This is a genomic window from Microbacterium sp. CJ77, from assembly GCF_002911615.1.
GTDB lineage: Bacteria > Actinomycetota > Actinomycetes > Actinomycetales > Microbacteriaceae > Microbacterium.
This window is the reverse complement of record NZ_PQBR01000007.1, coordinates 343,345-366,256: the sequence shown is the minus strand read 5'-3', so window position 1 is coordinate 366,256 and position 22,912 is coordinate 343,345. Positions and strand designations below refer to the sequence as shown.

19 protein-coding genes are annotated in these 22,912 nt (G+C 68.2%); 9 read left to right on the top strand and 10 right to left on the bottom strand.

The window, feature by feature from the left end:
* Positions 1-2: 2 nt before the first annotated feature.
* Positions 3-221: a hypothetical protein gene (locus C2868_RS07655; protein WP_181003385.1), complete on the bottom strand. Its 219-nt coding sequence runs from the start codon at positions 219-221 to the stop codon at positions 3-5.
* Between the two features lie 179 nt (positions 222-400).
* Here C2868_RS07655 and C2868_RS07650 point away from each other — a divergent pair, with 179 nt between their 5' ends.
* Positions 401-2,491, top strand: a complete 2,091-nt coding sequence (locus tag C2868_RS07650; RefSeq protein ID WP_100810683.1) for a type IIA DNA topoisomerase subunit B — start codon at positions 401-403, stop codon at positions 2,489-2,491.
* Between the two features lie 117 nt (positions 2,492-2,608).
* Here the strand turns inward: C2868_RS07650 and C2868_RS07645 are convergent, their stop codons facing one another.
* A complete protein-coding gene (locus C2868_RS07645) occupies positions 2,609-5,038 on the bottom strand; it encodes a DNA topoisomerase (ATP-hydrolyzing) subunit A (RefSeq protein ID WP_100810684.1) in 2,430 nt (809 codons plus the stop codon).
* A gap of 54 nt (positions 5,039-5,092) precedes the next feature.
* Between C2868_RS07645 and C2868_RS07640 the strand changes: the two genes are divergently transcribed.
* Positions 5,093-6,232 carry an alkaline phosphatase family protein gene (locus tag C2868_RS07640; RefSeq protein WP_181003384.1) on the top strand — a complete coding sequence of 380 codons (1,140 nt, stop codon included), beginning with the start codon at positions 5,093-5,095 and terminating at the stop codon, positions 6,230-6,232.
* 36 nt (positions 6,233-6,268) lie between these two features.
* On the opposite strand, the gene sepH is transcribed toward C2868_RS07640, so the two are convergent.
* Positions 6,269-7,261 carry a septation protein SepH gene (sepH, locus tag C2868_RS07635; RefSeq protein WP_100811310.1) on the bottom strand — a complete coding sequence of 331 codons (993 nt, stop codon included), beginning with the start codon at positions 7,259-7,261 and terminating at the stop codon, positions 6,269-6,271.
* Between the two features lie 204 nt (positions 7,262-7,465).
* Between sepH and C2868_RS07630 the strand changes: the two genes are divergently transcribed.
* Positions 7,466-7,756, top strand: a complete 291-nt coding sequence (locus tag C2868_RS07630) for a DUF4193 domain-containing protein (RefSeq protein WP_100810685.1) — start codon at positions 7,466-7,468, stop codon at positions 7,754-7,756.
* On the opposite strand, the gene C2868_RS07625 is transcribed toward C2868_RS07630, so the two are convergent.
* On the bottom strand, positions 7,714-8,205 hold the full coding sequence (locus C2868_RS07625) for a DUF3093 domain-containing protein (protein WP_100810686.1): 492 nt from the start codon (positions 8,203-8,205) through the stop codon (positions 7,714-7,716). The two genes, C2868_RS07630 and C2868_RS07625, sit on opposite strands and share 43 nt — an antisense overlap.
* Positions 8,206-8,217: 12 nt before the next feature.
* On the opposite strand from C2868_RS07625, the gene dut reads away from it, so the two are divergent.
* From dut to dxs, 5 genes are all read left to right on the top strand, one after another.
* Positions 8,218-8,679: a dUTP diphosphatase gene (gene dut / locus C2868_RS07620; RefSeq protein ID WP_181003383.1), complete on the top strand. Its 462-nt coding sequence runs from the start codon at positions 8,218-8,220 to the stop codon at positions 8,677-8,679.
* Positions 8,676-9,278 (top strand): DUF3710 domain-containing protein, encoded by a 603-nt coding sequence (locus C2868_RS07615; protein ID WP_100810687.1) that lies wholly within the window; start codon positions 8,676-8,678, stop codon positions 9,276-9,278. Before dut ends, C2868_RS07615 begins: the two co-directional genes overlap by 4 nt.
* Positions 9,275-10,045, top strand: a complete 771-nt coding sequence (locus tag C2868_RS07610) for a DUF3159 domain-containing protein (protein WP_100810688.1) — start codon at positions 9,275-9,277, stop codon at positions 10,043-10,045. The genes C2868_RS07615 and C2868_RS07610 overlap by 4 nt, the downstream gene beginning before the upstream one ends.
* A 166-nt stretch (positions 10,046-10,211) precedes the next feature.
* Positions 10,212-13,046: an aconitate hydratase gene (locus C2868_RS07605; RefSeq protein WP_100810689.1), complete on the top strand. Its 2,835-nt coding sequence runs from the start codon at positions 10,212-10,214 to the stop codon at positions 13,044-13,046.
* Positions 13,047-13,143: 97 nt separating this feature from the next.
* A complete protein-coding gene (gene dxs, locus C2868_RS07600; RefSeq protein ID WP_100810690.1) occupies positions 13,144-15,102 on the top strand; it encodes a 1-deoxy-D-xylulose-5-phosphate synthase in 1,959 nt (652 codons plus the stop codon).
* A 113-nt stretch (positions 15,103-15,215) separates the two neighbouring features.
* On the opposite strand, the gene C2868_RS07595 is transcribed toward dxs, so the two are convergent.
* From C2868_RS07595 to C2868_RS07580, 4 genes are all read right to left on the bottom strand, one after another.
* Positions 15,216-17,357 carry a 3-hydroxyacyl-CoA dehydrogenase NAD-binding domain-containing protein gene (locus tag C2868_RS07595; protein ID WP_100810691.1) on the bottom strand — a complete coding sequence of 714 codons (2,142 nt, stop codon included), beginning with the start codon at positions 17,355-17,357 and terminating at the stop codon, positions 15,216-15,218.
* 5 nt (positions 17,358-17,362) lie between these two features.
* Positions 17,363-18,568: a thiolase family protein gene (locus C2868_RS07590; protein WP_100810692.1), complete on the bottom strand. Its 1,206-nt coding sequence runs from the start codon at positions 18,566-18,568 to the stop codon at positions 17,363-17,365.
* 72 nt (positions 18,569-18,640) lie between these two features.
* On the bottom strand, positions 18,641-19,858 hold the full coding sequence (locus C2868_RS07585; protein ID WP_374935765.1) for a ribonuclease D: 1,218 nt from the start codon (positions 19,856-19,858) through the stop codon (positions 18,641-18,643).
* 4 nt (positions 19,859-19,862) lie between these two features.
* Positions 19,863-20,486 carry a DUF3000 domain-containing protein gene (locus tag C2868_RS07580; RefSeq protein ID WP_258034418.1) on the bottom strand — a complete coding sequence of 208 codons (624 nt, stop codon included), beginning with the start codon at positions 20,484-20,486 and terminating at the stop codon, positions 19,863-19,865.
* Positions 20,487-20,511: 25 nt separating this feature from the next.
* Here C2868_RS07580 and C2868_RS07575 point away from each other — a divergent pair, with 25 nt between their 5' ends.
* The gene (locus tag C2868_RS07575) at positions 20,512-21,726 is read left to right on the top strand and encodes a S9 family peptidase (RefSeq protein ID WP_100810693.1); all 1,215 of its coding nucleotides are present in this window, start codon (positions 20,512-20,514) and stop codon (positions 21,724-21,726) included.
* Here the strand turns inward: C2868_RS07575 and C2868_RS07570 are convergent.
* Positions 21,698-22,462 carry a dihydrofolate reductase family protein gene (locus tag C2868_RS07570; RefSeq protein WP_232711228.1) on the bottom strand — a complete coding sequence of 255 codons (765 nt, stop codon included), beginning with the start codon at positions 22,460-22,462 and terminating at the stop codon, positions 21,698-21,700. The two genes, C2868_RS07575 and C2868_RS07570, sit on opposite strands and share 29 nt — an antisense overlap.
* A gap of 2 nt (positions 22,463-22,464) precedes the next feature.
* A complete protein-coding gene (locus C2868_RS07565; protein WP_232711169.1) occupies positions 22,465-22,905 on the bottom strand; it encodes a SufE family protein in 441 nt (146 codons plus the stop codon).
* Positions 22,906-22,912 lie beyond the last annotated feature (7 nt).

The window sequence follows — 22,912 nt, the reverse complement described above, 5'->3', positions numbered from 1 at the left end:
GTTTAGGCCTCGACCAGACGCGCCGTCTCGTCGTGCCACGACGTGGCGATGCTGCGGAGCTTGTCTTCGTACTTGCGGCCGTGGTGGGCGCAGAAGAGAAGCTCGCTACCGTTGACCTCGGCGGCGATGTACGCCTGCGCTCCGCACGAGTCGCAGCGGTCCGCGGCCGACAGACGGTAGGCGATCGTGGCTTCTTCGGTGGGTGTCATGAGCGTGTTCATCGCAGTGCCTCCTCGTGATCGCCAATGTCGTGCAAGTCCTTCATACAACCACGGGTTTGTTTCGATGAGGGCGTGATTCGATGACATTTCGCTGACCGCGTACGGCGGCCCCCGCACGGCGAAAGGCTGTCCGTGTGTCGGCGAAGGAGGGGCTCTGCCCGCTTGTACGCTGGGAGATTGTGACGTCCGAGTATTCTGCGCATCATCTTCAAGTCCTCGAAGGGCTCGAAGCCGTGCGCAAACGGCCCGGCATGTACATCGGGTCGAACGGTTCGCCGGGGCTCATGCACTGCCTGTGGGAGATCATCGACAACGCGGTCGACGAGACCCTCGGCGGCAACGGATCCAAGATCGATGTGGTGCTGCACGGTGACGGCAGCGTCGAGGTGCGAGACAAGGGGCGAGGCATCCCGGTCGACGTCGAGCCCCGTACCGGGCTGTCGGGCGTCGAGGTCGTCTTCACGAAGTTGCACGCCGGCGGCAAGTTCGGCGGCGGATCGTACGCCGCCTCGGGCGGCCTGCACGGTGTCGGAGCATCCGTCGTCAACGCCCTGTCGGAGCGTCTCGACGTCGAGGTGGATCGGGGCGGCAAGACGTGGGCGATGTCGTTCCACCGGGGGGAGCCCGGTCTGTTCGCCGACACGGGCGAGCCGAGCCCGTCGGCACCCTTCACGCCGTTCGAGGACCGCAGTGAACTGAGGGTCGTCGGCAAGGCGCCCCGAGGCGTCACGGGCACGCGCGTGCGCTACTGGGCCGACAAGCAGATCTTCACGCCCGACGCGGCCTTCCAGGTCGATGAGCTCGCGACACGTGCGCGCCAGACGGCATTCCTCGTTCCGGGGCTCGAGATCGCGGTGCGCGACGAGCGCGCGGGTGTCGAGCCGACGGATGTCTCGTACCGCTTCGACGGCGGTATCTCGGAGTTCGTCGAGTTCCTCGCGCCGGACGCTCCGATCACCGACACCTGGCGGCTGACCGGAACGGGTACGTTCACCGAGACGGTGCCGGTGCTCCAGGCATCCGGTGCCATGGTGGCGACCGAGATCGAGCGCACCTGCTCCGTCGACATCGCCCTGCGCTGGGGCACCGGATACGAGACGGTGACGCGTTCGTTCGTGAACATCATCTCGACCCCCAAGGGTGGTACGCACCAGCAGGGTTTCGAGCAGGAGATTCTGCGCGTCATGCGCCAGCAGGTCGAGGCGAACGCGCGGCGGCTGAAGGTCGGCAACGACAAGCTCGACAAGGACGACGCTCTCGCGGGCATGACCGCGGTGCTCACGGTGAGCCTGCCGGAGCCGCAGTTCGAGGGTCAGACGAAGGAAGTGCTCGGCACGCCCGCTGTCCGTCAGATCGTCGCGCAGGTCGTCCGCAAAGAGCTGGGCGCGCTGTTCTCGTCGACGAAGCGCGACGACAAAGCGCAGACGTCGATGCTGCTCGACAAGGTCGTCTCCGAGATGAAGGCCCGCCTCTCGGCGCGCGCACACAAAGAGACGCAACGTCGGAAGAACGCCCTCGAGTCCTCGTCGCTGCCCGCGAAGCTCGTCGACTGTCGCTCGAACGATGTCGCCCAGTCCGAACTGTTCATCGTCGAGGGCGACTCGGCGCTGGGGACGGCGAAGCTCGCCCGCAACAGCGAGTTCCAGGCGCTGCTGCCCATCCGGGGCAAGATCCTGAACGTGCAGAAGGCATCGATCAGCGACATGCTGAGCAACGCCGAGTGCGCCTCGATCATCCAGGTGATCGGCGCGGGCTCGGGGCGCTCGTTCGATCTCTCGCAGGCACGCTACGGCAAGATCATCCTGATGAGCGACGCGGACGTCGACGGCGCGCACATCCGGACGCTCCTGCTCACGCTGTTCTTCCGGTACATGCGGCCCCTGATCGAGGACGGCCGGGTGTTCGCGGCCGTTCCGCCCCTGCACCGTGTGATCGTCAAGCACCCTGGCAGCAAGCCCAACGAGATGATCTACACCTACAGCGAGGCGGAGCTCAACGCGCTGCTCGGCAAGCTCTCGAAGGCCGGCCGTACGTGGCAGGAGCCGATCCAGCGCTACAAGGGTCTGGGCGAGATGGACGCGGATCAGCTCGCGACGACGACCATGGACCGAGGCGGACGGATGCTCCGCCGGGTACGCATCGAGGATGCCGAGGCCGCCGAGTCCGCCGGTCGCACCTTCGAGTTGCTCATGGGCAACGAGGTCGCCCCGCGGCGCGAGTTCATCATCGACTCGTCCGCGCGTCTCGAGCGCGACCGCATCGACGCCTGACCCCACGTCGCTCGGGTCTGGTCAGGTCCGTTCCGCCGGCAGTCGTTGTCGCTCGATGAGCCCCGTGACGGCATCTACTGCCAGGGGAGCGGTTCCGTTGGCGACGCAACGTCCGGGCTACAGGGCGCGACCGACCGAGCCGACGGCGGCGTCGAGCACCTGGCCCGAGGCATCCCGCTTCGCCCCGGTCTCGGGGAGCGTGCGAGCCGAGCCATCCGTGCCGACAGCGCGCGGGGGAGCGGTCCCCACCCACGCGAGCGTCAGTTCGTCCTCGCCCTTCAGGAAGGCATGCGCCCGCACCCCGCCCGTCGAACGGCCCTTCGCGGGGAACTCCGCGAACTCGGACACCTTCGCGCGCCCCGCATCGGTGCCCGGGAGCGCCCCGGCGGTGCCCGAGATCGTCACGACGACCGCCTCGGGATCCGCCACCGCACCGAAGAAGATCGCGCTGGCCGATCCGAGGTTCATGCCGGCCATGCCACCCGCCGAAGCGCCCTGCGGGCGCACGGCGGATGCCGTGAAGCGCAGCAGCCGTGCGTCGTCCGAGACGAAGACGAGTTCGGATTCATCCGGCGCCGATGCCGCACCCACCACGCCGTCGCCGGGCTTGAGGGCGATGATCTCGATCTCGGGTTTCGGGGGCAGGGCCGACGGGATAATCCGCTTGACGACTCCCTGCCGGGTGCCGATCGCGAGCGGAGTGTCGACGTCGAGCCGCGTCAGGGCGATGACCCGCTCGGCCTTGTCGGGCAGCGCGAGGTAGTCGCGCAGCGCAACACCGGCCGCGAGCTGGACGGATGCCGGGGGCACCGAAGGCAGGTCGACCGGGCTGAACCGCAGCAGCCGCCCGCGGTTGGTGACGGCGCCGAGCTCGCCCCGCACCGTCGTGCGTACCTCGGCCAACAGCGCATCGTGCTTGCTGCGACGGGCCGGCGAGACGATCTCGGTGCCCTCGGAGAGGTCGACGCGCACGGCCCGGCCGGTCGTGGAGAGTACGACGATCGTCGGGGCGTCGACGATCTCGAGCACGGGCGCGTTGCGTGAGGGCCGGGCGACGGCGGGAGCTGCATTCGTCAGCAGCGTGCGCCGCGGTGTCCCGAGCTTCTCCGCGATCGCATCGAGCTCGGTCGCCACCTGCTTGCGCAGCAGCGCGTCACTGCCCAGCAACTCTTCGAGCTGGGCGATCTCGGCGAGCAACTGGTCGCGTTCGGCCTCGAGCTCGATGCGCGAGAACTTGGTGAGGCGTCGCAGGCGCAGCTCGAGGATGTACTCGGCCTGCAGCTGGCTGAGGTCGAAGACCTCCATCAACCGCGTGCGGGCCTGCTCGCCGTCATCGGACGCGCGGATGACCTGGATGACCTCGTCGATGTCGAGGATCGCGATCAACAGGCCCTCGACCAGGTGCAGACGCTCGCGCCGGCGATCGAGCCGGTACCGACTGCGGCGGGTGACGACCGAGAGGCGGTGGTCGACGTACACGCGCAGGAGTTCGCGCAGCCCGAGCGTGCGGGGCTGCCCCTCGACCAGTGCGACGTTGTTGATGCTGAACGAGTCCTCGAGCGGGGTCAGGCGGTACAGCTGCTCGAGCACCGCCTGGGGGTCGAAACCGGTCTTGACGCCGATGACCAGGCGCGTGCCGTGCGTCCGGTCGGTCAGGTCGGCGACGTCGCTGATGCCCTGGAGCTTCTTGGACTGAACGGCATCCTTGATCTTCTCGATGACGCGTTCGGGGCCGACCAGATACGGCAGCTCCGTGACGATGATGCCGGTCTTGCGAGGGCCGAGGCTCTCGATCGAGGTGCGCGCGCGGGTCTTGAACGACCCGCGACCGGTCTCGTACGCGTCCCGAATGCCGTCGAGGCCGACGATCACGCCGCCCGAGGGCAGATCGGGCCCCGGCACGTAGGCCATGAGGTCCTCGAGGGTCGCGTCAGGGTTTTCGAGCAGGTGAATGGCGGCGCCCACGACCTCGATCAGATTGTGCGGCGCCATGTTCGTGGCCATGCCGACGGCGATGCCGCTCGCGCCGTTCACCAGCAGGTTCGGATAGGCCGCGGGCAGGACCTCGGGCTGCTGGAACTGGTTGTCGTAGTTCGGGATGAAGTCGACGACGTCCTCGTCGAGTCCCTCGGCCATGGCGAGCGCCGCGGGTGCGAGGCGGGCTTCCGTGTACCGGGATGCTGCGGGCCCGTCATCGAGCGAGCCGAAGTTGCCGTGGCCATCGACCATGGGCACGCGCTGCGAGAACGGCTGGGCGAGCCGCACGAGCGCGTCGTAGATGGGCGCGTCGCCGTGGGGGTGGAGCTTTCCCATGACCTCGCCGACGACCCGAGCACTCTTGACATGGCCGCGGTCGGGCCTCAGCCCCATTTCGGACATCTGGTAGACGATGCGACGCTGAACGGGCTTCATGCCGTCGCGGGCGTCGGGCAGAGCCCGAGAGTAGATCACCGAATAGGCGTACTCGAGAAAAGACCCCTGCATTTCGCTGGAGACGTCGACATCCTCGATGCGCTCGGCGGGGGGCTCGGATACAGGTGCGGGCATGGGGTCCTTCGGGCGAGAACGAGGGCCGTCCGCACGTGTGCGAGACTGGCCCCGATGTCATCCATGCTACCGGCGGAGCCCGCTCACGCCCGGAGCCTCACCGCTCTGGTGCCGGATGCGATCGCCTCCCTGAGCTCGTCGTCCGCGTCCCGTGCGCTCCCGCCCGCCCGCAGCGCAATCGTCGTCGTCATCGACGGTCTCGGTGCCGCGAACCTCGCCGCACGGGCCGGGCACGGCAGGTTCATGACATCCGCGATGCGCAAGAAGGATGTCGCGCGCTCCGTCTTCCCGACGACCACGGCGTCGGCCCTCACGAGCCTCATGACCGGTAGCGATCCGGGTGCCCACGGCATCGTGGGCTATCGCGTGCGCGTGCCCGAGTCGGGCGTGCTCTCGAACCAGCTGACGGGCTGGGAGTCGGACGGCCTGGATCCGGCCACGTGGCAGCGGTGTCCGACGCTCTTCGAGACCGCCGCCTCCGCAGGCGTCGAGGGGTTCGTGGTGAGCCGTGAGGAGTACCGGCACACGGGATTCACGCGCGCAGCGTTTCGTGGTTCGACGTTCGACTCGGCCGCATCCTTCACGGACCGCCTCGCGCTTGCCCTCGAGTACGCCACGGCGCGCGAGAACCGCCTCGTCTACGCATACGCCCCCGAGCTCGATTCGGCCGGTCATCGATACGGATGGGAGTCCGACGAGTGGATCGCGGCGCTCGAAGACGCGGACGCGGCTGTCCGGTCCCTGGCATCCGCGCTTGCCCCGGACGTCGGCGTCCTGGTCACGGCCGATCACGGGATGGTCGACGTCCCGCGGACCGGCCACGTGCTGTTGCGCGAAGACGATGCCCTCGTCGAGGGCGTTGCGGCGGTCGCGGGTGAACCGCGGATGCTGCATCTCTACGCCGAACCGGGCCACGCGGCGAGCGTGCTCGAGCGTTGGCGCGCATCCGAGTCGCGCCGCTCCTGGGTGTTCGCTCGCGACGAGGCCATCGCCGCGGGACTCTTCGGCCTCGTCGACCCCGAGGTACGGGATCGCATCGGCGACGTCCTCGTTGCGGCGCGCGGGCGTGTGGCGTACTACGACGACCGTTTGGCCGACAAAGCCTCGCAGCGGATGATCGGGCAGCACGGATCGCTGACGTCAGACGAGAGGATCGTTCCTCTCATTCGCCTCGGCGCGTACGCCACGAACTGACCCGCTGGACGAATGCTCGCGGCGAGTGCCGTGGGGCTACTGGTCTCCGTCGCCCCGCGCGCCGAAGACGATCTCGTCCCACGACGGCATGGTGTTGCGCCCGCGTCGACGCCCCTGGGCATCCGCGACGACCGTCTCTTCGCGCGTCTCGGTCGGAGCGGATGGATCGTCGTATCCGGGCTCGAGCGCATCGAAGAGCGCGACCGGCGCAGCCGGGGTCGCGTTCTCTTCCGCCATGCCCGGGGCGCTCTCACGCTGGCCCCTGCGGCGCCGCAGCGCCTCAAGCAGGTCGGCGGTCTCGGCGCTCGTGTTCGACTTCTCGGTGGCGCGGTTGACCGCTGCCTCGGCGGCCGCGGGATTGGCGGTGGGGTCGAAGTCGCGACGGGGTCCGAATGCGCCGCTGTCGAAGCGGGTCTCGTCCTTGATCGACGGCGCGGAGTCGAGTGCGCGGAGGCGTGGAATCAGGCCCTCGGGGAGCGAACCCTGGCGGGAGAGCTGCTGGGCATCCGCGTTGACCGGCGAGAGCGCGCTCCGTCGGGGGTCGAAACTCCAGCGCGCGTCGTGCTCGATGTCGCCGACCTGGAACTGCAGCTTGACGATCCATCCGGACGGGTCTTTCCAGCTCGTCCAGCGTTCACCGGCTGCGGCGACCTCGCCGAGCTTCGCGCGCATGGCCGCGCCGAAAGTCGGCTGTGCCTCGGCGTCGTCCACGGCCCCGAGGAGCACCGGCACGGCGAGCGCGAGCCCGACGATGTGCTCGCGCTCGGCCAGCACCGGGCCCTCGTAGCGGACGACGTCCTCGAGCCGTGCGCCCAGCAACTGCGCGACCTCGTGCGCGGACAGCCCCGAGCGAATCTGAGCCTGGATCTCGCGAGGGCTGGGTCGTGCGCCGCTCGATTCGGGCGCCGTTTGGGCGCGACGAACCTCAGCGCGCAGGACATCATCGATCACCAGGGCGAATGTCTCGCCCGAGTCCGTCGCTACGATCAGTCGCTCATCCTCGGTGCGGATGACCTTGAGCTCTTTCATGCGACACGCCTTCTTCCGCGTTTCCGGTTCCGCCATGCTTACACGGGCGGGGGGCGGTCCCGGGAATATCCGGCGCGCGCCGCCCGTTTGCCTCCGAGCGGATGTCGGAACGCAGCATTTGCTAAATGAGCTGCGGTCGTGCAAACTAGCGCCGCCTGTTCGGCACCGCTCCACAGCACGAATGAAAGAAGTGACCTCAACCCCATGGCTACGGACTACGACGCTCCCCGCAAGACCGACGACGACAGCGAGTCGATCGAGGCCCTGAAGGAGCGCGTTCCCGACAAGCTTTCCGGTGCCGTCGACGTCGAGGATGCGGACAACCCCTCGGGCTTCGAACTGCCCGGCGCCGACCTGTCGGATCTCGAGCTCGATGTCGTCGTGCTGCCGCCCCAGGAAGACGAGTTCACCTGCGTGAGCTGCTTCCTCGTCAAGCACCGCTCACAGGTCGATCACGAAGATTCGATCGGACTCATCTGCCGCGACTGCGCGTAACCGCGCGCGCGGTTGATCGCCGCGGCCAGTCGATCGGGCGTGCGGGTCGAAACGACCCATGAGACGACGGGATCGTCCTCGTCCGCGAGGGGGACGACGACCAGTCCGGCGATTCCTCCGCGGATCACGAGCCAGGAGTTCCGATCGAGGCCCGGGCCACGGGCTTGCCGCGCCTCGTCGCCCATCAGGGCGACGGGTTCGCGCAGCCACTCGGCGCCGATGTGCGCCCGGCCGGCGCGCAGGACCCCGTCGCGCACCTCGACGACGGGTGACAGCGCCACGAGAGCGAAGATGAGCAGTGCCCCGACGACGGCTCCCACGATCAGCGCGAGTGTCGCGTCGAGGGGCGCGAGAACGAGCGCGGCCATCGGCCCGACGACCGCAGCGGACACCAGAATCCAGAGCGAGGGCGTGAGCCGCTCGCGATACTCCGTGCGTTGCTTCTGCATTACCCTCGATGAGTGACCGATTCCGTGGACGTTCTCATTATCGCTCCAGAACCTCCGACCTACGCTCACCCCGGCGATGCCGGTGCCGATCTGGTCTCCGCCGAGTCCCTGCGTCTCGAACCGGGACAGCGCGCGCTGGTCGGAACGGGTGTGGCCATCGCGCTTCCCGACGGCTACGTCGCTTTCGTCGTCCCGCGCAGCGGCCTCGCAACGAAGCACGGCATCACGATCGTGAACTCACCCGGAACCGTCGATGCGGGTTACCGCGGTGAGATCAAGGTGACACTCTTGAACACGGATGCCTCCGAGCCCTACGACATCGCCGTCGGCGACCGGATCGCGCAGTTGATCGTCATGCCCGTGAGCCGGGCGAACTTCGTCCCGGTCGAGTCACTGCCCGACAGCGTTCGCGGAGCAGGCGGCTTCGGATCGACCGGATACCAGGCACCCCGAGCACAGGAGGTCGGCGCATGAGCGATGACAGCACGACCGGAGATCCCGCGGGCAAGTCGGCGCCCCTCGACCGCGCGACCGGTGGGCCGTTCGACGAGTCCGAGGCCAATCCGGTGCGTCCCTACATCGACCTGGGTGGCATCAAGGTGCTGCCGCGCGAGGGCCTGAATCTGCGTCTCGAGATCGAAGAGCAGTCGAAGCGCATCGTCGCGGTCGGACTCGACTACGCGGGCTCGACGTTGCAGGTGCAGCCGTTCGCCGCGCCGCGGACCGGTGGCCTGTGGCACGAGACGCGCGCACAGATCCGCGAGCAGGTTCGCCAGCAGGGCGGGCGCGTGGAGGAGCGCGAGGGGCCGCTCGGGCCCGAGTTGCTCGCCGAGGTTCCCGTCATCGCGGGTGCCGAGGGGACCTCGGGCAAGCGCCTCGCGCGCTTCGTGGGTGTCGACGGGCCGCGCTGGTTCCTGCGTGGCGTGATCGGCGGGGCGGGTGCATCCGACATCGCCGCCGCCGCGCAGGTGGAGGATCTCTTCCGTTCGATCGTCGTCGTGCGAGGCGGTACGCCCATGCCGCCGCGTGAGTTCATTCCCCTGAAGATGCCCGCGACCCCGGGGTCGGCGTGACCGATCAGCAGTCCTCGCCACAGGAGCCGGATCCGGCGCTGACGCCGCCCTCCGCGTCCGAGGCGTTGAGCGCTGCTCTGGCGGGTGCCGCGCGCCGTGCGGGTCTCGATCCGAACGCCGAGCGCTCGACGGGGCATGTCGTCTGGCACGCGATGGGCGGATGGCGAGGGATGGCCGAGGCCGTCGTGCCCGGCATCGTGTTCATCGCCGTGTACACGCTGACGATGGATGCCTCGACGGGCGACGGCAACCTGGGCTGGTCGCTCGGACTGTCCGTCGGCATCGCCGCCGTCTTCACCGTCGCGCGACTCATCGCCCGTCAGCCGGTGACCTCCGCCGTGAGCGGGCTTCTCGCGGTCGCGGTCGCCGCCGCTTTCGCCGTGTTCACCGGCGAGGCGAGCAATAACTTCATCCCCGGTTTCATCACGAACGTCGTCTACGGTGCAGCCTTTCTGATCTCTGCCCTCTCGGGTTGGTCGATCATCGGCCTTGCCGTGGGGTTCCTGATGGGGGAGGGCACGGCCTGGCGGCGCGACCGACGCAAGCGGCGCGCGTTCTTCTGGCTCGCCATCGCCTGGGCCGCGCTCTTCGCGGCACGCCTTCTCGTGCAGTTTCCCCTGTACCTCGCGGACAATGTCACGGCGCTCGGCACGCTCAAGCTCGTGATGGGGATTCCGCTCTTCGCGCCGCTGCTCGCCGTCACGTACCTTGCGGTGCGAGCGCTCTATCCGCCCGCCGCCAAATCGGACGGCGAAATCTCTGAGTGACGTCCACCCGGTGGTAGGATTTATCTCGACATCAAGATAAATTGACCCCCTTCCCCCTCGCCCCAGAGCGGCGCACACTGGTTAGGGTCGCCTTGCTAGCCTCGCCCGGAACGCCCCGGGAAGATGGAGGCCGGTGAGTGGTCAGCTACCTGAAGGAGACGGCATCGTGGCATCGGTCAACAGCTTCGGAGCGCAGAGCACTCTGACAGTCGGGGGAACCGACTACGAGATCTTCCGGCTCGACGCGGTCGAGGGATACGACAAGCTTCCGTTCAGCCTCAAGGTGCTGCTCGAGAACCTTCTTCGCACCGAGGACGGCGCGAACGTCACGAGGGCGCAGATCGAGGCTCTCGGCTCGTGGGATGCCGCTGCCGAGCCCGACACCGAGATCCAGTTCACGCCCGCCCGCGTCGTGATGCAGGACTTCACGGGCGTTCCCTGCATCGTCGACCTCGCCACGATGCGCGAGGCCGTCACGACGCTCGGGGGCAACCCCGACAAGATCAACCCGCTCTCGCCCGCCGAGATGGTCATCGACCACTCCGTGATCGCCGACCTGTTCGGGTCGGAGAACGCCCTCGAGCGCAACGTCGAGATCGAGTACGAGCGCAACGGCGAGCGCTACCAGTTCCTGCGCTGGGGCCAGACCGCCTTCCACGACTTCAAGGTCGTCCCTCCGGGCACGGGCATCGTCCACCAGGTCAACATCGAACACCTGGCCAAGGTCATCTATGACCGCACCGTCGACGGTGTTCTCCGCGCTTACCCCGACACCTGTGTCGGCACCGACTCGCACACGACCATGGTCAACGGTCTCGGCGTTCTCGGCTGGGGAGTCGGTGGCATTGAAGCCGAGGCCGCGATGCTCGGGCAGCCCGTGTCGATGCTCATCCCGCGTGTCGTGGGCTTCAAGCTCACCGGGGACATTCCCGCCGGAGTGACGGCGACCGATGTCGTGCTCACGATCACCGACATGCTCCGCAAGCACGGTGTGGTCGGCAAGTTCGTCGAGTTCTACGGTGAGGGCGTCGGCGCCGTGCCGTTGGCCAACCGCGCGACCATCGGCAACATGAGCCCCGAGTTCGGTTCCACGGCCGCCATGTTCCCGATCGACGACGTCACGATCGAGTACCTGCGCCTGACCGGCCGTGACGAGCAGGCCGTCGCCCTCGTCGAGACCTATGCCAAGGAGCAGTCGCTCTGGCACGACGCCTCGCGCGAGCCCGCCTTCAGCGAGTACATGGAGCTCGACCTGTCGACGGTGGTCCCGTCGATCGCCGGTCCGAAGCGTCCCCAGGACCGCATCCTGCTGTCGGAGTCGAAGGCGCAGTTCGCGAAGGACATCCTCAACTACGCGACGCCCTCGACCTCGGAGTCGATCGTCGATCTCGAGTCGCAGGGCTCGTTCCCGGCCTCCGACCCGGGCGGAGCACCGGGCGAAGAAGAGGTCGAGACGCACGACGTGTACATCTCGAGCGGTGGCCCGGCCGCGGCATCCAAGCCCGTTCGCATCACTCCCGCCGAGGGCTCGCCCTACACGATCGACAACGGAGCGGTGACCCTCGCGGCGATCACGTCGTGCACCAACACGTCGAACCCGTCCGTCATGATCGCCGCCGGTCTGCTCGCGCAGAAGGCGGTCGAGAAGGGCCTGAAGAGCAAGCCCTGGGTCAAGACCACGCTCGGCCCCGGGTCGAAGGTCGTCACGGACTACTACGAGAAGTCCGGACTCGACAAGTCGCTCGAATCGCTCGGCTTCTACACGGTCGGTTACGGCTGCACGATCTGCATCGGCAACTCGGGTCCCCTCATCGAAGAGGTCTCGGCCGCGATCAACGACCACGATCTGGCCGTTACCGCGGTGCTCTCGGGTAACCGCAACTTCGAGGGCCGCATCAGCCCCGACGTGAAGATGAACTACCTCGCGTCGCCCCCGCTCGTCGTCGCATACGCCCTCGCCGGGTCGATGAACTTCGACTTCGAGACCGACGCGCTCGGCAAGGACGAGGCGGGACAGGATGTCTTCCTGAAGGACATCTGGCCGACGCCCGACGAGGTCCAGGACGTCATCGACTCCTCGATCTCGCGTGAGCAGTTCATCACGCAGTATGCCACCGTCTTCGAGGGTGACGAGCGCTGGAAGACCCTGCCGACGCCCACCGGCCCCATCTTCGAATGGGACGAGGACTCGACCTACGTCCGCAAGGCGCCGTACTTCGATGGCATGACGATGGAGCTGACACCGGTCGCCGACATTCAGGGCGCGCGCGTCATGGCGACGCTGGGGGACTCGGTCACGACCGACCACATCAGCCCTGCGGGAAACATCAAGATCGGTACGCCGGCCGCGAAGTACCTCGAAGAGCACGGTGTGCGCCAGAAGGACTTCAACTCCTACGGCTCGCGACGCGGAAACCACGAGGTCATGATCCGCGGCACGTTCGCGAACATCCGCCTCAAGAATGCGCTCGTGAGCGCCGTGAACGATGGTGCGGTCGTCGAGGGCGGCTATACCCGCGACTTCACGCAGCCCGGCGGGCCGCAGTCGTTCATCTACGACGCCAGCCAGAACTACGCCGCGCAGGGCACGCCCCTGGTGATCTTCGGCGGCAAGGAATACGGCTCGGGATCGTCCCGCGACTGGGCGGCCAAGGGCACGAGCCTGCTGGGCGTGAAGGCCGTCATCACCGAGAGCTTCGAGCGGATCCACCGCTCGAACCTGATCGGCATGGGCGTCGTTCCGCTGCAGTTCCCCGCGGGTGAGAGCTGGGAGTCCCTCGGACTCGATGGCACCGAGATCGTGTCGATCACGGGCCTCGAGCAGCTGAACGAGGGCGTCACGCCCAAGACGGTCACCGTCACCGCGGCTCCGAGCGAGTTCTCGGCCGAGGGCAAGGCGACCGTCGAGTTCGAGGCCGTGGTCCGCATCGACACGCCCGCCGAGGCCGACTACTACCGCAACGGCGGCATCCTGCAGTACGTGCTGCGCTCGCTCGTCTGACTCTCGCTCCCGGCGAGCGGCGGGTCACCACCCGTCCGCTCGCCGGGCACCGGGCTAGACTTTCGAGAGGGCCGCGCACGCCCGCGAAGGGAGTGGCATGGGTCTTCTGGAGACGATTTCGAGTCCGCGCGACCTCGACGCGCTCACGGTGGAACAGCTCACGGAGCTCTCGGCCGAGATCCGCACGTTCCTGATCGAGAACGTGTCGCGGACGGGCGGACATCTCGGCCCGAACCTCGGTGTGGTCGAGCTGACGGTCGCGTTGCACCGGGTCTTCGACTCGCCGAACGATCCGATCATCTTCGACACGGGGCACCAGTCCTACGTGCACAAGCTCCTGACGGGTCGTCAGGACTTCGACGGCCTGCGCACGCGCGGAGGGCTCGCGGGTTACCCGCAGCGCTCCGAGAGCGAACACGACGTGGTGGAGTCCTCGCACGCCTCGAGCTCACTCAGTTGGGCCGACGGCGTTTCGCGGGCGTTGACCCGAACCGGCCGTCGCGATCGTCACGTCGTCGCCGTCGTCGGCGATGGGGCTCTCACGGGTGGAATGACGTGGGAAGCACTCAACAACATCTCGGACGACAACGATCGCAACCTCGTGATCATCGTCAACGACAACGGGCGCTCGTATGCCCCGACGATCGGTGGCATGGCGCGGTACCTCAACCGCGTCCGGACCAACGACGCGTACCAGACGCTGTACCGTTCGTCCGGCTCCTTCTTCTCGCGGCTCGGACCCGCGGGGCGCGCCGTGTATCGCGGGCTTCGCGGAGGCGCGCACGGGTTCCTCTCGCGCTTCACCAACAATGCGGCGCTGTATTCGAATCTCGACATCAAGTACCTCGGCCCGGTCGACGGGCACGATCTCGAGACGCTCATCGAGACGCTGCGTCTGGCGAAGGCGTACGGCGCTCCGGTCATCGTGCACGCGATCACCGAGAAGGGCCAGGGGTTCGAGCCGGCTCGCAACGACGAGGCCGACCAGTTCCACGCCGTGGGTCGTATCGACCCGCTGACGGGCGTCACGCTCGGCGGCGAGGCAGCGATGGCCTGGACGGATGTCTTCTCCGACCAGCTGGTGAAGATCGGTGACGAGCGTGAGGACGTCATCGCGATCACCGCGGCGATGCTTCGCCCGGTCGGTCTGCTGCCCTTCGCCCAGAAGTACCCGGATCGCGTCTACGACGTCGGCATCGCCGAACAGCACGCCGTCGCGTCGGCTGCCGGGCTCGCATACGGCGGGTTGCACCCGGTCGTCGCGATCTACGCCACGTTCATGAACCGCGCGTTCGACCAGGTGATGATGGATGTCGGTCTGCACCGCGCGGGAGTGACTTTCGTCCTCGACCGCGCCGGAGTGACGGGTCCCGATGGGCCGAGTCATCACGGCATCTGGGACCTGGCGATGCTGCAGCTCGTGCCCCACATCCGCATCGCGGCCCCGCGCGACGCGGCACGGTTGCGCGAGTCGCTCGACGAGGCCGTCGCGGTCGATGACGCCCCCACGGTCGTGCGCTTCCCCAAGGGTGAGGTCGGAGCGGACCTGCCGGCGCTCGAGCGGCTGGCCGATGGCACCGACGTCCTCGCGCGCGGTGCGAGCGAAGACGTCCTGCTCGTGGGTATCGGACCCATGGCGCACATCGCGATGGACGTCGCGGCACGTTTGGCGGCCCAGGGCATCGGTGCGACGGTGATCGATCCGCGCTGGGTCGTGCCCGTGGCCCCGTCCGTCGTGGACTTCGCCGCGCGCCACCGCCTCGTCATCACGATCGAGGACGGCATCCGCGTCGGCGGGATCGGCACCCGGATTCGTCAGGTGCTGCGCGAGGCCGGGGTCGACACCGCGGTCGACGAGCTCGGCCTGCCCGATGAGTTCATCGATCACGCATCCCGCGGGCAGATCCTGGCAGATGCTGGACTCACCGCGCCGAAGATCGCACAGGACGTCGTGTCGCAGGTGCTCGGCACGCGAATCCCCGTGGCGCGGCAGCCCGAGGACCAGCCGGTGTGGCTCAGCGACGTGCGCCTGCGGGACGACACCCGCGGCGCCTGACCGCGCCGCGCGGTCGCGCACCCCGAGGACTTAAGCGCGAGGAGAGGACCGATTCAACAATTCGGTCCTCTCCTCGCGCTGTTGTCCTCTGGTCGAGACGAGATGCTCCGCGCTCAGCGCGAGGCGATGCCGCGGATGGGCGGCTGGTGGAACGTCGCACCGAACGCGCTCTCGGATGCGCCCACTCGATCGAGATAGGGCGATGCTCCGCCGTCGATGAACGGCCACGCGGCCCCGAGGATCAGGCACAGGTCGATGTCTTCGACCTCGGGCACCACGCCCTCGTCGAGCATGATCTTCATCTCCTGCGCGAGGCCCGTCTGCACCCGATTCAGGATCTCGTCCTCCGACACGGGGGTGGATCCCGTGGCGAGCACCTTCTGGGCGGCCTTCGTCCAGCCGGTGACCTTTCCGTTCTTGTCCTTCTCGACGACCTCCGGCAGCTCGGCGAGCTGGTGGAAGTTCTCGGAGGCGAAATAGCGGTCCGGGAACGCGGCCGCCATGGTGTCCTGCACGTGTGCCGCGACCTTCCATCCGACCAGGTCGATCAGCTGGAACGGCGACATCGGCAGACCGAGGGGCGCGAAGGCCTTCTCGACCGTGAGGATCGGAGTTCCCTCGTAGACCGCGCGCGCGGCCTCGCCCATGACCTTCGCGAGCAGTCGGTTGACGACGAAGCCCGGCGCGTCGGCCGTCAGGACGGCGTTCTTGCCGAGCCCCTTCGCGACGACGAAGGCGGTCGAGAGCGCGGCATCCGTGGTCGCCTCGGTTCGCACGATCTCGATGAGTGGCATGACCGCGACCGGGTTGAAGAAGTGGAACCCGACCAGACGCTCCGGATGCTTCAGCTTCGACCCGATCTCGGCCACCGACAGCGACGAGGTGTTGGTTGCCAGGATCGCGTCGTCTGCGACGACGGCCTCGATCTCTGCGAACACCTGCTGCTTCACGCCGACCTCTTCGAACACGGCCTCGATGACGAAGTCGCAGTCCGCGTACTCGGTCTTGTCGGTCGTGCCTCGGACGAGATTGCGCAGCTTGTTCGCCGCGTCGCCGTCGAGGCGACCCTTCGCCTCGAGCTTGCTGATCTCGTCGTGGATGTGCGCCACGCCCTTGTCGACACGAGACTGGTCGAGGTCGGTGATCAGAACGGGGACCTGGAGTTTGCGGACGAACAACAGCGCGAACTGGCTGGCCATCAGACCGGCGCCGATGATGCCGACCTTGGTGACGGGCTTGGCGAGCGCCTTGTCGGGCGCACCGACCGGACGCTTCGCCCGCTTCTGCACCAGATCGAACGCGTACATCGAGGCAGCGAACTGGTCGCCGGCGATCAGATCGGCGAGCGCCTCGTCCTCGCGTGCGAAGCCTTCAGCCTTCGTGCCGGACTTCGCCTTATCGAGCAGGTCGAGCGCGACGTAGGGGGAGCGGGGCACCGTGCCGATCCGGCTCTCGAGCATGTTGCGAGCGACCTTGACGGCGATGGGCCACTTCGTGAGCCGCTCCATCTTGCCGGGCTGGTTCTTGCGCGCGACCTTGACGGAACCCGACAGCACGCCATCGGCCCACCGCAGCGAGCTCTCGAGGTAGGTCGAGGCCGGGAAGATCGCATCCATGATGCCGAGATCGAACGCCTGCTGGGGCTTGAGCATCCGGTTCTGCTTGAGCGGGTTCGAGATGACGACCTCGAGGGCGTTCTCGATGCCGATCAGGTTCGGCAGCAGGTACGCGCCTCCCCATCCGGGGATCAGGCCGAGGAACACCTCGGGCAGCGCGATGGCCGCCGCGGAGGCGTCGACCGTGCGGTACGTCGAGTTCAGGGCGATCTCGAGCCCGCCACCGAGGGCGAGCCCGTTGACGAACGCGAAGCTCGGCACCCCGAGTTCGGACAGGCGTCCGAGCGTCTGGTGGCCGCGCTGGGCGATCAGCAGGGCGATCTCGCGGGACGGCAGCTTGGAGACCTCGGAGAGGTCCGCGCCGGCGGCGAGGATGTAGGACTTGCCGGTGATCCCGACCGCCTGGATCTCGCCCGCCGCGGCGCGCTGCGCGAGGAGGTTGAGCGTCTTGTCGAGCTCTGCCAGGGTGGCGGGCCCGAGCGTGTTCGGCCGGGTGTGATCGCGACCGTTGTCGAGTGTGATCAGCGCGAGCACCTTGCCGCTCGCGAGGCGCACGTCGCGCACGACCGAGTGCGTGACGACCTCGTCGGCACTCAGCGCCTCGAGCGGGGAGAAGTCGATGGAGTCGTAGTCGGTCATTCCGGTCACTTCCGCTTCTTGCCGTCGAAGTAGGGGTTCTCCCAGATGACGGAGCCACCCTGGCCGAGTCCCACGCACATGGCCGTCAGCCCGTAGCGCACGTCCGGACGGGTCTTGAACTGTGCCGCCAGCTGGATCATCAGGCGGACGCCGGATGCGGCGAGCGGGTGTCCGACCGCGATCGCGCCGCCCCACGGGTTGACCCGGGGGTCGTCATCGGCGACGCCGAAATGATCGAGCAGCGACAGCACCTGAATGGCGAAGGCCTCGTTGAGCTCGAACAGACCGATGTCGTCGATCGTGAGCCCGGCCTTCTTGAGGGCCTTCTCGGTCGAGGGCACCGGACCGATGCCCATGATCTCGGGCTGCACACCCGCGAAAGCGAACGATACGAGCTTCATCTTCGGTTCGAGCCCGAGTTCTTTCGCGGCGGCGCCGCCGGCGAGGAGGCTGACCGTGGCGCCATCCGTCAGGGGCGACGACGTTCCCGCCGTCACGCGGCCGTGGGGGCGGAAGGGCGTCTTGAGAGCCGCGAGTCCCTCCATCGTGGTCTCGGGACGGCGTCCCTCGTCTTCCGTGGCGAGCCCCCAGGCGCCGTCGGCGTCCTTGATAGCGACGGGGACGAGGTCGGGCTGGATCAGACCCGCGTCGTACGCCGCTTGCACCTTGTGCTGGCTCAGCATCCCGAAGCGGTCCGCCCGCTCCTTGGTGAGGTGCGGGAACCGGTCGTGGATGCGTTCGGCGGTGACACCCATGTTGAGGGCGTCCGCCGAAACGAGGCGCTCGGTGAGGAAGCGTGGGTTCGGGTCGGCCCCGATGCCGAGGGGGTGCCGACCCATGTGCTCGACGCCGCCCGCGATCGCGAGGTCATACATCCCGATGCCGATCGAGCCGGCCAGGGTCGTGACGCTCGTCATCGCACCGGCACACATGCGGTCGATCGCGAAGCCGGGAACGGATAGCGGCAGACCCGCGAGGATCGCCGCCGAGCGCCCGAGGGTCAGGCCCTGATCGCCCTGCTGCGTCGTCGCCGCGATCGCGACGTCATCGATCCGCTCGCCCGGCACCCCGGGGTTGCGCTCCATCAGACCGATCATCGCCTTGACGATGAGGTCGTCGGCGCGGGTATTCCAGTACATGCCCTTTTCGCCGGCACGTCCGAACGGGGTACGCACACCATCGACGAAATAGACGTCCGAATTCACGGCCACACTGCCTCCAGATTTGGGGTTTTCCTCAGCCTACGAATGTGCCTCGAGCGACCCGAATCGGTTGGCCCGAATCTACGAAGGGACTTCCGGTGCCTCGACGGGCGGTTGTGCCGCAGCGACAAAGGCATCGGCGATAGCCTGTGCGGTCTCTTCAACTTGCCAGGCTCGTGCTCCGAGCGCGCTCAGTGCGGAACCGATGCTCTCGGCGTCGGCGACGTCGGGCGGAGTCCACGCGACACGACGCAGCAGATCGGGGGTCAGCAGGTTCTCGACGGGCATGCCGAGCTCGGTCGCGATCGCGTCGACCGCGACTCGCGCGGCCTTGAGACGAGCGTCGGCCTCGGGGTTGCGATCCGCCCAGGCGCGCGGGGGAGGAGGCCCTTCGCCGGGAACGCGCTCGACAGGCAGAACGGTTTCGGCGCGTCCCCGTTCGAAAGCCGCCCACCACCGGTCCAGCTGGCTGCGGCTCGCGCGACCGGTGAAGTCCTTCAGCGCAGCCAAAGCGGACTTGCTGGCCGGATCCGCGATGACAGCGGCGACGATCGCTCGATCGGGCAGCAGCCGGCCGGGCGACGTGTCGACTTCTTGCGCATACTCCTCGCGGGCCTGCCAGAGTTCGCGTGCCACGGCGAGCGAACGGCGCCCGCGAACCGTGTGGAGGCCGCTGAGGCGACGCCAGGGGTCCTCGCGCGGAGGTCGGGCGGGACGATCCAGGACGGCCTGGAACTCTTCCTCTGCGATGCGGGTCTTGCCCTGTTCGGCGAGTTCGTCGACGAGGGCGTCACGCACATCGATCAGGTGCAGCACATCGAGGGCGGCATACTCGAGCCAGGAGTCCGGCAATGGCCGGGTCGACCAATCGGCCGCGGAGTGCGCCTTGGCGAGGGTGATACCGAGCACGTCCTCGACGACGGCGCCGAGCCCGACGCGCTCGCGCCCGAGCAGCCGTGACGCGAGCTCGGTGTCGAAGATGCGGGGCGGTAGGAGCTCGGCCTCGCGCAGCGACGGCAGGTCCTGGCTCGCGGCGTGCAGGACCCACTCCTCGGAACCGATCGCATCCTGCAGGGACGAGAGATCGCCGACCGCCGGCGGATCGATCAGGTGCAGCCCGCCATCCCGGCGGAACACCTGGATCAGGTAGGCGCGCTGGGAGTAGCGGAAGCCCGACGCCCGCTCGACGTCGACGGCGACGGGACCGTGACCCTGCGCGAGCAGCGCGGATGCCTCGGCAAGGCCCTCTGGCGTGTCGATCACGCGATGAACGGCGGTCGTCGAGGTACTGGCACTCACGTGTTCAGTCACGTGACCCCCTGTCGTTCGCGAGAAATCGGTGCGCCGCGAGAAGTTCGATGTTTTCTGAGCCCGGAGGCAGGCCCGCAAGCATGCAGAGTAGCTCAGCCCACGCCTCGATGTGCGCGGTGAGGTCGCCGGGTTCGGGCGACCAGGATGCACGTAGCTCGATCTGTGCGCCGTCCCCTTCATCCTCGAGTCCGCCGAATCCCTTGGAGAGGATCTTCGTCGCGGTGCCGGATGCGGCCGTGTAGCGCGCGTGGCGCGAGTCGAGGGCATCCACGAGCCACGACCAGGTGACGTCCGCGAGCATCGGATCGACGCCGATGTCGGTCTCGAGGGGGGCCTGCGCGAAGCAGACGATGCGCAGCGGTCCGCGCCAGGCGGGCGGCTCGGTGGGATCGTGCAGCAGGATGAGCCGACCCGTGCCGTAGGGGGAGTCGGCATCGTGATCCTGCTGACGCACGTCGCCGGACAGGGCGATCGCCTCGGGCGCGAGGCCCTGTGGTGCGGGGATCTCACGCACCGTCAGGTCGTCACGGAACAGCGTTCCGCGCACATCAGCCACAGCACGTTCGAAGAGCGGCGAGAGGGGCGGAGCGCCGGGGTCGGGGGGATCGGCGATCACGTCGACAGACTAGAGTGGGGCCTCGATGATCACCCCCAGGCGCGCCGCGCGCGCGAACGGACGCCTAGCAGTGGCCCTGCGGATCGTATCGGCGATTCTGACGGGTTCACTCGTCACGCTGGGCGTCGCATCCGCCTTCGTCGCCAGTCGCCTGGCTCGTCGGGTCGTGACGCCAGCGGCACGCGTCGCGGACACGCGAATCCTCTCGCTCGACACGGCGGCGCAGACGATCACCCTGTCGCGAACGGACGACACCTCTCTGCCCGGGCGGTACGGTCTGTTCACCTCGGGAACCGAGAGCTACCTCAAGCTGGGCACGGTTCTCGCGCAGTCCGACACGGCGGTCACCCGCAAGCTGCTCACCCACATCGACGTGGACGCGAAGCTGGACGCCGAGGCCGCCTTCAGCGGGTGGTATTTCGATCGTCCCGAGCAGCTCCAGGTTCCGTTCACGAACGAGGTCATCGGCACGTCCATCGGACCGTGCCCGGCGTGGCTCTTCCCCGCGCCAGGCGATACGGACCGCTGGGTCATCCAGATCCACGGACGCGGTTCGGCCCGGTCCGAGGCGCTCCGCGCGGTGCCGGTCTTCCGCGACCTCGGGTACACCTCGCTCGCGGTGTCGTACCGCAACGATGGAGAAGCGCCCCGCAGCAAGCAGGGCACCTACACGCTCGGGGCGACGGAGTGGCGGGATGTCGACGCCGCTGTGGCCTTCGCCCTCCGGCGGGGCGCGCGCGAGATCATCCTCATGGGATGGTCGATGGGCGGCCAGATCGCGCTGCAGCTCGATCTGAACTCGGCCCACCGCGAGAAGATCGTGGGGCTCATCCTCGAATCGCCCGCGATCGACTGGCCGGAGGTCCTGCGCTACCAGGCCGGTCTGCTGCACGTGCCGAAGCCCGTGATCAGCTTCGCGATCAGCGCGCTCTCCTCCGATTGGGGCGGACCCGTGCGCGGCCCCAGCGAGCGCATTCCGCTGGATCGTCTCGACATCGTCAGCAGGGCGGACGAGCTCAGGCATCCGATCCTCCTCCTGCACAGCGATGAGGACGGCTTCGTGCCGTCGGGCGGGTCTCACGCGCTCGCGCTCGCGCGACCGGACCTCGTCACCCTCGAGGTGTTCGATACGGCCCGTCACACCAAGCTGTGGAACTACGACCAGGACAGGTGGACGCGCGCCATCACCGAGTGGGTCGAGGCTCTGGACGTCAGGTCCGCCGCAGGCGCAGGTAGCTGAACCCGGCGCCGTCCACGAGCATCCCGTGCACGGATGCCTGGGCACCGCTCTCGATGCGGAGGAACGGGCTCGGTGCCGGGCCGACGACGGGCGCCACGGTCACGCACAGTTCGTCGATCGCTCGCGCGTCGACGAAGCGCGACGCAAGCGTCGGTCCGCCCTCGCAGACGACCCGCTCGAGCCCGTGCGTGCCCAGGGCGTCCAGAATCGCGCTCGGATCGAGGTCGGCGTCGCCCGGTACCGCGATCACCTCGGCGTCGACGCCCTGCGCGTCACGTTCGGCCACGACCGCCGACTTCCGGCCCGCGGGGCAGACGAGCAGGATGCGTCCCGCGCGGCCATCCTCGGCACCGAGACGGTGCCCGTCCAGGCGTCCCGTCGTCGTCACGATGGCGAGCGCGGCGGTGCGCGGCGCGAGGTATCCCTCGGCGCGCACGGTGGACGCACCGACCAGGACGACGTCGGCGGCGCCCCGGATGATCCCGAGGATCGCGCGGTCGACAGGGCTGGTGAGGGTCTCGCTCGTCCCATCGGAGCCGACGGCCGACCCCGTGAGGCTCGTGATCATGTTCAGACGCACGCGGTTGGCGGGTTCGGGGGAGTAGACGGCCTCGAGCCACGCGCGGCCATCGGCGGTCGAGACATCCGCTTCCGCGAGCGTCCGAGGGACGAGCTCGGTGACCAGCGCGTTCTCGGATGGGGGCACGCCCTCGGGCATGTTCAGCGTCTCGGTCATGTTCACGCCGCGAGCTTCGCGCGGACCTGGCGCTTCGCGCGGATCAGCATGCCCGTCATCCCGGCGATGCGAAGCGGCGACACGGCCCGGGTCAGCCCGATGCTCTGGGGGTAGTCATCCGGAATCGCGAGCACCTGCTCGGGAGTGAGCCCCGAGATTCCCTGCACCAGGATGCTCGCGAAGCCGCGTGTCGTCGGGGCCTCCTGCGGCGCCGTCGCGTGCATGGCCACGAGTCCGTCGTCCTCGATGTCGAGAATGATGTAGACCGGCGACTGGCATTCGGCGACCCGCTCGGCGAGCTCGGGGTGCCCGTCGTACTTCTCGGGCACCGCCGGGAGCTCGTTCGAGAACTCCAGCAGCAGTTGGAGCCGCTCGGGTTCGGGCAGCCCGAGAAAGTCCTCGCGGATCTCGGCGAGGGTCTCGGGAAGGTTGTCGTCGCTCACCCCGAAA

Bases quoted from the DNA above. Each gene is read 5' to 3' on its own strand.
- C2868_RS07615 (WP_100810687.1), top strand. From the start codon at position 8,676: ATGAGCGATGACAGCACGACCGGAGATCCCGCGGGCAAGTCGGCGCCC.
- dxs (WP_100810690.1), top strand. From the start codon at position 13,144: ATGGGTCTTCTGGAGACGATTTCGAGTCCGCGCGACCTCGACGCGCTC.
- C2868_RS07625 (WP_100810686.1), bottom strand. From the start codon at position 8,205: ATGCAGAAGCAACGCACGGAGTATCGCGAGCGGCTCACGCCCTCGCTC.
- C2868_RS07575 (WP_100810693.1), top strand. From the start codon at position 20,512: ATGATCACCCCCAGGCGCGCCGCGCGCGCGAACGGACGCCTAGCAGTG.
- C2868_RS07595 (WP_100810691.1), bottom strand. From the start codon at position 17,357: ATGACCGACTACGACTCCATCGACTTCTCCCCGCTCGAGGCGCTGAGT.
- C2868_RS07645 (WP_100810684.1), bottom strand. From the start codon at position 5,038: ATGCCCGCACCTGTATCCGAGCCCCCCGCCGAGCGCATCGAGGATGTC.
- C2868_RS07630 (WP_100810685.1), top strand. From the start codon at position 7,466: ATGGCTACGGACTACGACGCTCCCCGCAAGACCGACGACGACAGCGAG.
- sepH (WP_100811310.1), bottom strand. From the start codon at position 7,261: ATGAAAGAGCTCAAGGTCATCCGCACCGAGGATGAGCGACTGATCGTA.
- C2868_RS07640 (WP_181003384.1), top strand. From the start codon at position 5,093: ATGTCATCCATGCTACCGGCGGAGCCCGCTCACGCCCGGAGCCTCACC.
- C2868_RS07655 (WP_181003385.1), bottom strand. From the start codon at position 221: ATGAACACGCTCATGACACCCACCGAAGAAGCCACGATCGCCTACCGT.
- C2868_RS07570 (WP_232711228.1), bottom strand. From the start codon at position 22,462: ATGACCGAGACGCTGAACATGCCCGAGGGCGTGCCCCCATCCGAGAAC.